The sequence below is a fragment of the Calothrix rhizosoleniae SC01 genome (genome assembly GCF_900185595.1).
In the GTDB taxonomy this organism is placed as follows: domain Bacteria; phylum Cyanobacteriota; class Cyanobacteriia; order Cyanobacteriales; family Nostocaceae; genus Calothrix_A; species Calothrix_A rhizosoleniae.
The window spans coordinates 1-13,861 of the sequence record NZ_FYBH01000292.1 but is presented as its reverse complement, the minus strand read 5'-3'; the positions used below and the strand labels follow the sequence as shown (position 1 = coordinate 13,861).

General features: G+C 40.3%; 13 protein-coding genes. 5 read left to right on the top strand and 8 right to left on the bottom strand.

Going from position 1 to position 13,861, the window contains the following annotated elements; all coding sequences use genetic code 11:
• Positions 1-3,296 (bottom strand): aminotransferase class I/II-fold pyridoxal phosphate-dependent enzyme (locus tag CALSC_RS17540; protein ID WP_088242593.1); only part of this gene is annotated, 3,296 nt, incomplete at its 3' end.
• Positions 3,297-3,738: 442 nt separating this feature from the next.
• On the opposite strand from CALSC_RS17540, the gene CALSC_RS26580 reads away from it, so the two are divergent.
• Positions 3,739-3,891 carry a hypothetical protein gene (locus CALSC_RS26580; RefSeq protein WP_159460642.1) on the top strand — a complete coding sequence of 51 codons (153 nt, stop codon included), beginning with the start codon at positions 3,739-3,741 and terminating at the stop codon, positions 3,889-3,891.
• A 28-nt stretch (positions 3,892-3,919) separates the two neighbouring features.
• Here the strand turns inward: CALSC_RS26580 and CALSC_RS17530 are convergent, their stop codons facing one another.
• The 3 genes from CALSC_RS17530 to CALSC_RS17520 are packed head-to-tail and all read right to left on the bottom strand — an operon-like array spanning position 3,920 to position 5,313.
• Positions 3,920-4,267 (bottom strand): GNAT family N-acetyltransferase, encoded by a 348-nt coding sequence (locus CALSC_RS17530; protein WP_088242591.1) that lies wholly within the window; start codon positions 4,265-4,267, stop codon positions 3,920-3,922.
• Between the two features lie 5 nt (positions 4,268-4,272).
• The gene (locus CALSC_RS17525; protein WP_088242590.1) at positions 4,273-4,509 is read right to left on the bottom strand and encodes a hypothetical protein; all 237 of its coding nucleotides are present in this window, start codon (positions 4,507-4,509) and stop codon (positions 4,273-4,275) included.
• Positions 4,510-4,557: 48 nt separating this feature from the next.
• Complete coding sequence (locus CALSC_RS17520) at positions 4,558-5,313, bottom strand: DUF364 domain-containing protein (RefSeq protein WP_088242589.1); 756 nt, start codon at positions 5,311-5,313, stop codon at positions 4,558-4,560.
• A gap of 424 nt (positions 5,314-5,737) precedes the next feature.
• On the opposite strand from CALSC_RS17520, the gene CALSC_RS17515 reads away from it, so the two are divergent.
• From CALSC_RS17515 to CALSC_RS17505, 3 genes are all read left to right on the top strand, one after another.
• A complete protein-coding gene (locus CALSC_RS17515) occupies positions 5,738-6,292 on the top strand; it encodes a TRAP transporter small permease subunit (protein ID WP_088242588.1) in 555 nt (184 codons plus the stop codon).
• Positions 6,276-7,655 (top strand): TRAP transporter large permease, encoded by a 1,380-nt coding sequence (locus tag CALSC_RS17510; protein ID WP_088242587.1) that lies wholly within the window; start codon positions 6,276-6,278, stop codon positions 7,653-7,655. Before CALSC_RS17515 ends, CALSC_RS17510 begins: the two co-directional genes overlap by 17 nt.
• A 284-nt stretch (positions 7,656-7,939) precedes the next feature.
• A complete protein-coding gene (locus CALSC_RS17505; protein ID WP_088242586.1) occupies positions 7,940-9,133 on the top strand; it encodes an MFS transporter in 1,194 nt (397 codons plus the stop codon).
• A 401-nt stretch (positions 9,134-9,534) separates the two neighbouring features.
• On the opposite strand, the gene CALSC_RS17500 is transcribed toward CALSC_RS17505, so the two are convergent.
• From CALSC_RS17500 to CALSC_RS17490, 3 genes are all read right to left on the bottom strand, one after another.
• On the bottom strand, positions 9,535-9,750 hold the full coding sequence (locus tag CALSC_RS17500) for an RNA-binding S4 domain-containing protein (RefSeq protein ID WP_088242585.1): 216 nt from the start codon (positions 9,748-9,750) through the stop codon (positions 9,535-9,537).
• Between the two features lie 195 nt (positions 9,751-9,945).
• Positions 9,946-11,157, bottom strand: coding sequence for a 4-hydroxy-3-methylbut-2-enyl diphosphate reductase (locus tag CALSC_RS17495; protein ID WP_088242584.1), 1,212 nt, complete (start codon positions 11,155-11,157; stop codon positions 9,946-9,948).
• A gap of 164 nt (positions 11,158-11,321) precedes the next feature.
• Entirely contained in the window at positions 11,322-12,131 is an 810-nt protein-coding gene (locus tag CALSC_RS17490; RefSeq protein WP_088242583.1) for an SGNH/GDSL hydrolase family protein, read from the bottom strand.
• A gap of 504 nt (positions 12,132-12,635) precedes the next feature.
• On the opposite strand from CALSC_RS17490, the gene CALSC_RS27895 reads away from it, so the two are divergent.
• Positions 12,636-12,764: a hypothetical protein gene (locus tag CALSC_RS27895; protein ID WP_268807221.1), complete on the top strand. Its 129-nt coding sequence runs from the start codon at positions 12,636-12,638 to the stop codon at positions 12,762-12,764.
• Between the two features lie 126 nt (positions 12,765-12,890).
• Here CALSC_RS27895 and CALSC_RS17485 read toward each other — a convergent pair.
• Positions 12,891-13,861: ammonium transporter (locus CALSC_RS17485; RefSeq protein WP_143288292.1), on the bottom strand; the 971-nt coding region annotated here is incomplete at its 5' end.

The window sequence follows — 13,861 nt, the reverse complement described above, 5'->3', positions numbered from 1 at the left end:
CAGAAATCAATCAAGTCCAGTTTTTTTCCTACAGAACTAAATATTTCCAACGCTTCATCCAGATGACTTAGAGAATGAGTTGCCATGACACTGGTTCTCAGTAAAGCCTTGGTTCTTGGTACGGCGGGATAAATTATTGAATTGACATAAACTCCAGCCTCTAGTAATTCCTTGCCAAAAACCATGCACTTAAGATCATCGCCAATAATAATAGGAACAATCGGGGTTGAGGATTCACCAATATCAAATCCGAGTTGCTTGAGTCCTTTTTGCCAATATTGGGCATTTTGGCAGAGATGTTGTACTCGCCAAGATTCAGCAATCAAAATATCAAGGGCTGTGGAAGCTGCGGCCAAAGATGTGGGAGGAATAGAAGCAGAAAATAGCATTGAGCGTCCGTGAAATCTAATCCAATCAATTACCTTGGCTTCAGCAGCAACCCAGCCTCCAATGGATGCCAAGCTTTTGGAAAAAGTACCGCAGAGAATATCACTACTTCCCACCATCTGGAAATGCTCTTCGGTTCCCTTGCCATTGACTCCCAAGACTCCCAATCCGTGGGCATCATCTACAGCTAAAGTCACATTGTAGCGATCGCATAATGCTCGAATTTCCGGTATTGGTGCAATATCTCCTGTCATGGAGTAAACACCATCAATTGCCACCATTGTTGCGGATTTATTTGCTACTTCCTGCAATCTTTTTTCTAAATCATCTAAATTATTGTGCTGATATTGAATAACTTTACAGCGACTCATAAAAGCACCATCGTAAATACAAGCATGGGCTTCGCCATCCAACACCAAGGTAGTTTCTTCGTTCATCAGTGCTGAAATAAAACCAAGATTGGCTTGATAGCCGGTGGTGAATACTAATGCATCTTCATGCCCTAAAAAAGTGGCGAGTTTGTGTTCAAATTCACTATGTTTGTAAGTTGAGCCGTTTAGTAGACGGGAACCAGTAAGGCTCGGACCATCTTCTAAAGCGGCATGAGCAGTAGCTTCACGTACTCGTCGATCTGCTGTTAATCCTAAATAATTATTAGACCCCAGCATAATTACCTGTTGTCCATCAAACAAGCAGGTTGCACCTTCATTACGCTCTAGTTCTCGAAAATAGGGTAAAAGTCCTGTTTTTCTGAGTTGATCCGGTAGCTCAAATTCTCTGGCTCGCTGCAAAAGATTTTTACTTGACTTGTACACAATCCGCAAGTGAGAATCTAAATTAATATTTGGTGTAGCTTGGCTATTGCCATGAGATTTATCCGCAGCAGAAATGCAAACTTCTGTTGTTTCCGTATTTTTTGTCAACTGACCATCATTTAAAATCTCAGTTGCTAATTTAGCAACAGTTATATCCTCAAAAAATTTTTCCATGGGTATAACTAAACCAAAGTTGACTTCAATATAATTTTTAATTTCTAGAGCTTGCAATGAATCTAAACCTAATGTGTTAATTAATTGATGGGATTTAATTAATGCATTAGGTATTCCCAATGTTTGGGAAATCTGTTCACACAACTGGGAAATTAAAGATAATTGGTCTTTTGGACTTGGTTCTATTGTCAATATTTGGTTTTGAGAAGTGATTGGATTGTCGTCTAAAATACTAGTACCAACAACCGAGAGATTTCCTGCAAGAAAACTCTCTCGACAAGCATGACGTTGAATTTTACCACTGGAAGTTTTGGGAATACTGCCAGTTTTCAGTAAAACTACTGCATATACTTGTAGTTCATGTTCCCGTGAAACCTTCTGGCGAATTTCTCCAACCACTTTATCTATATTCAATTGTCGTAAGTACGTGCGCTCTACCTCTTGCACCACTACTAATCTTTCTTTCCCTTCTATCTCCACAGAAAAAGCGGCTCCACTGTGGGGACTCAGTGCTGGATTTGCTTTTTGCACCGTTAACTCAATATCTTGGGGATAATGGTTTTGCCCCCGGATGATAATTACATCTTTCATTCTTCCGGTAACAAACAATTCTCCATTACTGAAAAATCCCAAGTCCTCTGTGCGTAAAAAAGGACCTTCTCCTGTATCTTTGAGATAAGCTTGAAAGATTTCTTGTGTTGTTTGAGGATTATTCCAATACCCAGCAGCGACACTGCCACCAGACACCCAAATTTCTCCTACTTCTCCTTGTTCACAACGAGTTAATGATTCTGGGTTGACAATATTTACTTTTGTGTCCATGTAAGGATAACCACATCCTACTGAAGTTTTTGCCACTTCTCCAGTCTTAATTTCCTCAATCACTGGCAATTGGCTCTTATCTCCACCCGTAGCAAGCAGGGTAGTTTCTGCCATGCCATAGCAAGAATAAAAAGCACTTTTGTTAAAACCACACTGAGCAAATTTTTGACTAAATCGCTTCAGAGTTTCTGCCCGTACTGGTTCTGCTCCATTAAAAGCTAAATCCCAACTGCTCAAGTCAAGATTAGCTAATTCTTCTCGTTGGACTTTATGTACACATAAATCATAAGCAAAATTGGGTCCGCCACTGGTAGTCGCTCGATATTTAGAAATTGCTTTTAACCAACAAATTGGTTTCTGCAGAAATGCTGCTGGAGGCATAAGAATACAGGGAATTCCCAGATACATTGGCTGTAAAACATTACCAATCAGCCCCATATCATGGAAAAAAGGCAACCAACCTACAACAATACTCTTCTGGCTATGGCCAAAAGCAATTTGGATTATTTGCTGGTTGTGGATGATATTTCCATGGGTAACCATTACTCCTTTGGGGGTTCCTGTAGAACCAGAAGTATATTGCAAAAATGCCAAACTCTCTGGGGTGATTGATTTAAGTACAAATTCGTCTCCATTAGCTTCAATGGTATCTGTAGCTACCCACTTTAACTGAGCGAACTCTGCTTCTTTTTCCCATCTTTTCTCAATGTCAGCCAATATTGATTGGGTTGTTAGTGCTATCTTAGCTTGAGCATCATTAACTATAGAAAGCAGTCGAGATAACCTTTGATTGCGCCTGGGGGGATAAACTGGAACTGCTACTACCCCAGCATACAAGCAGCCAAATAATGCCACAATAAATTCTAATCCAGAAGGATATAACAATAAAGCCCGTTCTCCTGGTGAAGATTGGAGAAGGTTTGTGAACTGAGAAGTTAGTGTTTGTGCTATGGCTGTTGCTTGTTTGTCTAACTCCCGATAGGTGATACTTGCTGAGGGGGTTTCTCCATTTTTGAGGAAGATATAGGCTTGTTTCTCAGGCTGATATTCTGCTCGATATTTGAGAGTTTCTATTAAGGATGTAGATGCTAGACTCATGTTATTTATACAGATGGCACTACTGGTATTAAGAGAGCGAGAACTTCCTCTTTTAAGTCACTCAGGTCGATAGAACAAGCTTTTCCAGGCATTGCTTGCTAAGTAGATACATGGCTTCAAATTATACTATCTTTTTCACTTTACCTTGACCCAGCATCTTTAAATTTATTTTAGAAATAACCTCTTATTTATCTTTTCTCAACATCTCTAATATCGCAATTGCCAGCAAAACTTTCATTGGCATCTGAGGTTATTACTGCTGGGATGGCCTTCTGAAAGGTTACGCCAACAGAGTATTGTATCGCCTTCCTTAACCAGACTTCTTTCGCTTCGCCATTTTTGTGAAACTCAAACAACAATGCGGACATTCTTCAGTCACCCAATCAGCAGGAATAGGGAAAGGAGTTCCGCAGTTTTTGCACTTTGTTGATAAAGGTAGTTGATGGCGATCGCTATCACCGCCAAGAAGTGGTATCCAAGCAAAGTATGGGATAACACACAAAGCGATCGCCTCATGTCCCTTTACGATACCCTAGAAGCCAAATTGAAACACAGACAAAACAGCAGTGAGAAACTCATGGAAGTCGCTGTGTGACTTTACCCATAACTTTGCCGCCAAGGAATTAGCCAATTTCCTTGACCATTAAAATTGCTGATTCAAACGACCATTCAAATAAGCGATTAAAAGGCCAGAGCCTGGTTCGCTTACCACTTACAAACCCCAGTCGTTTGTAAAGATACTCAGCTCGGGAGTTTGTATTGATCACCTGTAGGGAAATTTTGGTTGCCCCATTTTGAATCGCCAGTTCCTCTAACCTTGAAAATAGATGAGAGCCGATGCCCTGACCCCTGACATCCTCCGATACCGCAATACAAAAAACGTACCACTCATTCGATTCTGTGGCATGATCTAAGAGTCTTAAAATGGTCTTGCGTAAAAGCCCCTCAAAAGTACCATAGGCTGTGGTCATTAACTTTAGGGTAGGCCGAAAAAAAGACCCTGATCATTTTGGATCCCCAGCAGCCCAACCAATTGCTGATCATTTATTGCAGCAATACAATTTGTTCTGTTAATACTCTCTTCAATAATATGGTGTGCTCTCTCATCACCTTCCAGAATAGGCAGGAGTTTCTCTCCAAATGCACTGAGAAGGAGTATTGATGCTGATGATTTAAATTCTTCCGGCAAATGATCTAAATACGTAATTTGCATTAGGTATCAGATTTTGTAGATTGTTAACATTTTTAATGGTAATTCATATTACTTATTCAGTTCCAACAAACGATATTGAACTCCAGTGTCAAAGATTCTTACCCCTCCTCCCTCAGCAATAGTTTGCCGTAATTTCTTAGGATTGGTGACAGTAATACCTGCTAAATAATTAACCCCTAATTCAGCAAATTCTGCTAGCCAGGGAAGGGTTGGTCCCATGAGAACTAAATTTGCTTGCCTGGACAATTCTACCAAGCGGGGGAAAGTTTTATTGGGAATGGATGTGGCGGTTAAAAATACCCAATCAGACTCAGGAAGTAAGTACTCGGATGCTGATGCAGGAAAATCATTACCAGTAGGGTTAAGTTCAATCACATTAATAGTCATGTCCTGTTCATAGCGGCTTAACCCTGGATAACGTCCAATAACCGAGACTCGTTTTCCCCTAAGTTGGGGAAGAAAATAGTCAAAAACAGCTAAATTTGCTGATGATGATGGAGGAAGGGCTATTGCTTGTTGTGGTAAGGAAGAGTTGGTATTAATAATGGCATTAATGGCTGCCATAGCAACGGTTGCTTGATAAGGGTTCCAAGAGCGCAACCATAAACATAATTCTTTAATTTGTTTATTCACTAAGGTACCAGACCAAGATAGGGTACGTGTAGGAATAGCAGGACTCATACACAAGCCGATACCTTCTGCTTCACATAATGTCCATGTTAATCCAATTAAAACTTCTTTGGCATAAGTATCTTTGTTTCCATAATCTATGAGCAAATCATAAATGTCTTGGGGATTATTCATTTTTGGAAGTAAGTACCAAACAAAAAATCAAGCCAGAATGGGTCGCATCTAATTTTTTTGCTATTAAATAAAAAATGGAATGCAACCAGGTAAACCATTATAGTCCCTACTTTACGGGTAGATCGAAGCTAGGGAATACAAAGATGGTTTCCAGCTAAAACTTTTTACTTTCCTTGTCTTTATATTAGCGATCGCAGAAACTTTGGTTAAGCAACCCCAGAGGTATAATTATCAACCAAAATTTACCGTCACATTGGCTATTGAACTGTAGCTGATTGGCATAAATACAAACTTAGCTAATTATATTTATACCGAATTTGTGAATTTTGGACGAACCCGATGTAAAAAAAAATTGGGATTCAAAATTGAACGACCCCTTGGGCTGTAAACTAAATTTACAAATGGTCGTCAGGAAACCAGGGCATTGGAAAAACTTTTAGCAATATCTAGATGGATTGATGCCTGCAATGAACGCATAGGCAAGCTTACCAGCTGGCTAGTACTGGTAATGGTGATTGTTGGCGTATGGAATGTTATCGGTAGATATCTGGGACGGATTACGGGTAGAGAACTAAGTTCTAATGCTTACCTAGAAGCTCAATGGTATATGTTCGATTTAGTTTTTTTCTTAGGAGCGGCTTATGTGCTCAAACATGACGAACATGTACGGGTCGATATTTTTTATGACCAATGTTCTCCAAAAAGAAAGGCATTAATTAACCTTTTGGGAACAGTATTATTTTTAATTCCGTTTTGCATACTAATAATTATTTTTTCTTGGGATACCGTCATTTACTCTTGGCTCGATTTAGAAGTATCTCCTGATCCTGGTGGTTTACCTCGTTACCCCATCAAAACCCTGATCCCCATAGCCTTTCTTCTCCTTATTTTTCAAGGTATTTCGGAGACAATTAAAAATTTGGCAATTCTGACAAATAGATTAGAACCCCAGGAGGAGCATAATGATGCTAACTTATGATTGGCTTGGTCCAGCCATGTTTGTTGGGGCTTTACTACTGTTATCTTTTGGCTATTCAGTAGCCTTTTCTCTTGGTGGTGTATCTATATTATTTGGATTAATTGGCATATTCCTCCAAGAATTAAATCCAGATCAAGCAATATTTGACATTGGTTTAGCCAGCTTAATGCCAGAAAGAATTTTTGGCATTATGAACAACATAACCCTATTAGCTATTCCCTACTTTATTTTTATGGGAGCCATGTTGGAAAAGACAGGAATAGCAGAGAGGTTGTTAGAAACCATGGGAATTTTGCTGGGGCGTTTGCGTGGCGGACTGGCTCTAGCTGTAGTGATAGTAGGTGCCCTATTAGCTGCAACTACTGGTGTAGTAGCTGCAACGGTAATTGCAATGGGTTTAATTTCCTTACCTATTATGTTGCGCTATGGCTATAACAAACAACTAGCCACTGGTGTGATTGCTGCTTCCGGCACCTTGGGGCAAATTATCCCCCCTAGTGTGGTACTAGTAGTTTTAGCAGATCAGTTAGGAATCTCAGTGGGGGATCTATTTATCGGTTCCTTGATTCCAGGCTTAATGATGGCAAGTGTATTTGCTCTTCATGTATTGATTGCCTCTTATTTAAAGCCAGATATTGCCCCAGCTTTACCCCCAGAAGTACGTAATATTGGTGGTAAAGCTTTGTGGAAGCGGGTACTGGGGGTCATGTTACCACCCTTACTATTAATTTTACTGGTATTAGGTAGTATCTTTTTTGGCATTGCCACCCCTACAGAAGCCGGAGCAGTGGGTTGTGTGGGAGCAATCGCTCTTGCTGCAACTAATGGGGAACTTCGCAAACAAACCTTACACCAAGTGTGTGACGCGACGTTGCGAATCACCACTATGGTAATTTTTATCCTCTTAGGTTCTACTGCCTTTAGTTTAGTTTTTCGGGGATTAAATGGCGATCAATTTATGTCTGATTTTCTTTCTAATCTTCCTGGAGGGGAAATCGGTTTTTTAGTGGTGAGCATGGTAGTGGTATTGGTGCTGGGATTCTTTATTGATTTTTTTGAGATTGCTTTCATAGTCATACCCTTATTTGCTCCAGTCGCTAAACAATTTGACATTAATATGATTTGGTATGGAGTCATACTAGGGGCAAATTTGCAAACATCTTTCCTCACACCCCCCTTTGGTTTTGCTCTATTTTATCTCCGTGGTGTGGCACCTCCGGAAGTGACTACTGGTGACATCTATCGCGGTGTCATGCCGTTTATTCTTTTACAGTTGCTGGTGCTGATGTTAATTATTACCTTTCCTGGAATTGTTAGTTTCTTGCCTTCCTTAGCAACACCAGCATTGATTGCTAATTATTGAATCATGCAATCAAAAAAAGACTAGTACATTTGGAACTATTCCTATCTATTAGTCTGTCAAGTAAAAAATAATTAGCTGTAGAGACATACCCATAGTACTTTTGCTTATGGCTTGGCTAAGGAGAGTTTCTACAAACTGTTGATTGCTAGCTACTTGCAAAGCTATTGCAAATTTATGTAAGCATTATATTCCTTGTACAAAAGTCATCAGTACTGGTATTGTGACTATAATCTTACAAAAATTAAGAAAAATTAATTATTGTTACTAATTGTTGATATTTATCCATGTTTCATGTTAGTTCCGCATCTCGGAAGCAGATGCCAAAATTATTGGTGTTAATAGCAGGAGGCTGTTTGACTTCCATCACTGGAGGTATAGTTTCTCCCGTATTTCCAGAAGTTGTAGAACAACTACATATAGATCCGCGATGGGCTGGGATGTTAGTGAGTATGCATTGCCTAACAATCGCCATGTTTGCTCCGATTTTGGGCATATTAGCCAACCGAATTGGCACACTAAAGATACTCATTCCATCTCTCATATCATATGCAGTATTTGGTGTTGCTGGTGCATTCATGCCAAGTTTTCTACCCTTACTACTCACCCGAGCACTGTTGGGAGCAGCTAGTGGTGGCATTGCGGCTGCGAGTATCGGCATCATCGGTAATATGTATGAAGGGGATGAACGAGCGCGCATACTTGGTTATGCTTCCAGTATATTTGCTATTGTTGGTATTTTCTTCCCTCTGTTAGGTGGCTGGGCTGGTTCTTTCCATTGGCAATATGCATTCTGTTTGTACGCTGCTGGTTTGCCGGTAGCATTTTTTGCCACCTTCTTTTTACATGAAGAACCTCTTCGCAAGTCCTCTACTTCGGTTCTACCGAAACAGAAGGAAAAACTACTGCAAACACTGCAAACACCCAGTAATATCACCCTATTTTTAGTACTAAGTTTAACATCTGCAATTTTTTACATAGTCATTATTTATGCTCCCTCACATTTCAAAGCTACCATTGGAGCCGATACAGCTTTGAACGGTATGATTTTAGCCTCACGGGCAATAGGAGCCGCAATTATCTCTGCTCTAGGTGCTAGTCGTTTATCCAAGAATTTGGGAGTGGCTCCAGCGGTTTCCCTCGGATTTATTTTAATGGCGGTGACATTAATCACTATTCCCCATGTGGAAGAAATTTACTTGATTTTCACGACTGCTGTCATGTTTGGTGTCGGTTTCGGGATTGTCATGCCTAATGTTTACAATGCTCTGGCTCAGTTCAATCAACCGGAAGTCCGTTCTAGTGTTTTGGCAATTGGTAATGGTGCCAGTTACTTAGGACAATTCCTCTCACCTGTTTTCCTGGGCCCTGTGTGGAAATACGGAGGAATTAGTGTCTTTTATGTGGGTGCAGCAGTGGCAATCATGATGGCTATATTAACTCTCAAACAGGAGAAAGCCTTACGCCGGAAATATCCATAATGTAAGGGAGCAGGGAGCAGGGGGAGGGAAAGTCATTTTGGTGACAAAAATTGGGTAATTTATTTCTTAGAGTTCCCTAATTTTATGACTCAGTAATGATGTTAAAGCAACGTACAAGTAAACTGGGGATAGTGGCTTGATTGAACAATTTGATAATTTACTCAGTTTGTTTGCTCAAAATCTTTGCTGTATAGCGCTATGCGCAAGTAATAAGTGAGCCATTGCGGTGGACGGTAAGCCATTGCGGTGGACGGGTTCCCCGGCATAAAGCAACTGGCGCAACCCGGAGGGGTTCCCCGGCATAAAGCAAATGGCGAACTCCGAAGGAGTAATAAGTTTACTGCTCATGGGTTTGGGCATTCTAAATAATGTCCGCGCCCTAATTGCGTAGTGCTGTATCTTTAGCCTGTACTGTTATCTAAATCGACTACAAAAGTTTTTCCTTCCACTATTACTTGATCACCCGGTAGTAATCGCTTCCCTCGCCGGGTTTCCACCATACCGTTGACTAGTACCTCACCACCTTGAATCATCAACTTGGCTTGCCCTCCTGTGGGTACTATACCCATCAACTTTAAAAACTGATTCAATTTAATTGTGCCATCTCTGATTTTCATAATTGATTTGATGGTAAAAATTTTCTATATATAACTTGTTGGCATTCTGCCATTGGAAACAACAAAAATCGAATATATAGTAATCAGCAATCCGATATGAGTTATAAAATTAGCTATTCCTAGATACCCAACTTATAAAATAAGTCGGGTATCTCACTTTTGACTACAGTATTTTTAGTAGTCAAAAGTGAGCAACTAATCAACTGCTGCGGTTGTAGCCTGACATGCAAACAATTTTTCAATCACGTCTTCCACAACTTTATCAGGAGTAGAAGCACCGGAGGTAACTCCCACAATCACTTTACTTTCTGGGAGCCAGTTTTCTGTAATCGTTAAATTCCCATCTAATTGCTGATGTTCAATGTGAGTTGCTGATTTAATTCGTTTTACAGAATCTATGTAATAGGAAGGTATTTTATGCTCTTCGGCAATTTCTTGTAAATGGGAAGTATTAGAGGAATTAAAGCCACCAATGACTAACATTAAGTCTAATTCTTGATCCACCAACTCAAACATAGCATCTTGTCGTTCTTGGGTAGCATCACAAATAGTATTAAAATTTTGAAAATAGTCATTTAAATTAGCGGGACCATATTTTTGCATCATGGTACGCTCAAATAACTTACCAATCAGCTCGGTTTCACTTTTGAGCATGGTAGTTTGATTGGCAATACCAACTCGGACTAAATCTCTATCAGGATCGAAACCAGTGGAATAGGCTCGATTAAATTTAGCTAAAAATTCTTCTTTATCACCGCCATGCAAAATATATTTAGTTACATATTTTGCTTCCTCTAAATTCAGCACAATCAAATACTTACCAGCAAAAGAGCTAGTAGCAACGGTTTCTTCGTGCTTATATTTACCGTGAATAATTGAAGTATATTCCTTTTTTTTGTGTTTTTCTACGGTATTCCAAACTTTGGAAACCCAAGGACAGGTAGTATCAACAATGGTACAGCCCTTGTCATTTAGTAGTTGCATTTCTTGGACACTAGCACCAAAAGCAGGAAGAATCACCACATCTCCAGATGCAACTACAGAAAAGTCTTTATTTCCATCCTGTACTGGAATAAATTTCACCTCCATTTCCCGCAGACGTTGGTTAACGGAGGGGTTGTGAATAATTTCATTGGTAACCCAAATCCTTTCTGTGGGGAAGTGCTTGCGAGTTTCGTAAGCCATCGCCACAGCCCGCTCTACTCCCCAACAAAAGCCAAATGACTGGGCTAGGTGAATGGTGATGTTACCACGGGTGAGGGTGTAGTTACTATCCCTGATTTGCTGAATTAAATCACTTTGATATTCGGAGTTTAACTGGGTTGCAATTTCTGTTTGATGACCAAAACCTTTGCGATGATAGTTTTCCGAATGATTGAGGGATCTTTTAAACGCTTTAGTATCCATGCAATTGATTTATGAAAGTTTCTTCTTTATGTATTGTCTGATGTATTGGGCATGATGTGGAGAAGTGGGGAAGGAAAGGAGGGAATGAGAGAGGGAAGGTGTGAGGGAGTTAGGGGATGAAAAACTTTTAACCATCAACCGTCAACCGTCAATTGATAACTTTATTAAAGTTGTATTTGGTTGTACAACTGCAAAGCGGAACCCCAAACTAGGTAGCCTTGGGAACTTAAATGTAAGCCATCGGTAGTAAGTTCGAGGCGGAGATTTCCTTGTTTGTTGGCAAATAGGGAATATAAGTCTAGATATTTTACCCTTTCTTTGGTAGCGATCGCTTGCAGCTGCTGATTTAATTTCCGAATACGACTATTGGGAAGCTTTAATAGCTTTTCTTTCCCTTCCCAGGTTGCATCTTTTCCTCCATGAGGCAAAATTGACTGAATCACGATTTTTGCTTGGGGATGGGTTTTTCGGAGATAAACCATGATTTGGCGCTGATTTTCTAGGATTTTTTTTTCCTTCGCTCCCCGGATTAAGTCGTTAATCCCAATCATGACAAAAATTGTTTTTGGTTGGGTTTTGTCAAATAGTTTTAATCTTTTTAATAGCCCTGCGCTGGACTCTCCGGAAACTCCTTGGTTCAGCCAATGCTTGTTTGCTGGTAACAATTCACCAGGAAACCATAAGCTGAGGGAATCTCCAGCCAATATTGTTAAATTTTGAGGACGTTTTTGCACTACCACTTTGGCTTCTCTATCTAAAATACCTAGCCACTGCTGATAATTTAACTTGTGACGAGGACCTAATTGGGGTGTGATAGTTTCTATTTCAGTATTGGGGTTAATCCGAGTAGCGCCCAAAAAAGCTGTCCATCCTTGCTGTCGCTGAAGTAAAAGGATGACTGTTAATAGTAATAAGCCGTTAGTTAACAGCGATATAATTGCCCACATGGGAAAAGTTTTTGCAGGGGTTGACACGAGTAGCAAAATTAACAATATTTCCGAGACAGATTTTACCCGGAAAAGTAAAAATTTTACCTACGTAATATGTATTTTAACTAAGTGATTATTATTACTGTATCTTACTGTAGTCGAAGAATGGATTGGTGATTATTGTGGCTGTGAGTAGCTCGAATTTTTATAGCAAACAGGTGGTAATACAATTAGTTGAATCCTTATTAAGAAGATAGAGTTCAAGAGGTGTACTCATTTTTTACTCACACAAGCATTTGTCAGATGAAGTAAAAAAGTTCAAAGAAGGGAAGCAAACCCCAAAAAAACATCAGTTTTTTCTCAATCCCTATACAGTTGAGTGTTTCGTTCCTTTGGACAGGGGATGAAAACTGAGACGATGGGATTTATCCCACCGTTTATATAGTAAAATAAAGAATCCGAGTAAGGCGTTCATCTACACGCAGAACTGTCCTAGTACGGAGAAATCCCTGCATATAGGAAACAACGATTGCTACATGTAACGGCAGTATGACTACATCACTGCAAGTAATGGCAGGACAGGGAGTGTACCATTCTGGCATAGTGATAGAACCTACAGAAAGCGAAAAAAGTAAGCACAATCTGTATGGCTTAATGCCAGTACAAGTGAGTGTGTAGGGGTGCTTTGACTCACCCCACCCAGATTTATATCTGGGTGACAGCTAATCAGAAGCGAAGGAAAGCAGTTTTAACCCGTCCCGTAGCATCTTTTTAGAATCCCCTCGCCTTCAGACTGGGGAGCTGTCAATCATCAGCGATGTTGATGCGATCGCTAAATTCTTGGTTATAACCTTCCTCACCATGTTCATAAATATCTAAACCTTGAACCTCTGCATTGCCTTTGGCACGTAAACCAACTGTGGCATCAATTACATACAAAATAATAAATGTGCCTAAGCCAGCGATCGCATAGGCGACAATAATGGCGGCAAGTTCGACAAATAATTCCCCTAGATTGCCATACAATAAACCATTCTTTCCGGCTGAGTTAACGGCAGTGGTGGCAAATACACCGGTTAGAATTGCCCCTACTGTCCCCCCAACCCCATGAATGGGATAGGTATCTAAAGCATCATCAATTTGGACTTTATGCTTGTAGCTAATGGCATAGAAACAAGCCAAGGCGGTGATGCTACCAATTAAAATTGCTGCTATGGGTGTCACAAATCCGGCTGCGGGAGTAATCCCAACTAATCCTGCTACTCCTCCTGTGGCTGCACCAACGGCGGTAGGTTTACCACGCAAAACCTTTTCTAGAATCAACCAGGTTAATACTCCGGCGGCGGCACTAGTATTAGTTGTAACAAAGGCAATAGCAGCTATACTATTAGCACCCAAGGCACTACCACCATTAAAACCAAACCAACCAAACCATAATAATCCTGCACCTAACAAAATCAAGGGGACGTTGTGAGGAGGACTTAAACGGTCTGGATAGTCTTTTCTCGGCCCTAAAACATAGGCTGCGACTAAGGCAGAAACCCCAGAACTAATATGGATTACCGTACCCCCAGCAAAGTCCAGAGCCCCAATACCCCCAGTTAACCCCAGAAAACCACCTGTTCCCCATACCATATGGGCTAGGGGAGTATAAATAAAAGTAGACCACAGTAGAACAAATAAACTGTATGCAGTGAAACTCATCCGTTCAGCAATGGCACCAGAAATCAATGCTGGAGTAATTATGGCAAACATCCCCTGGAAGATCATAACTG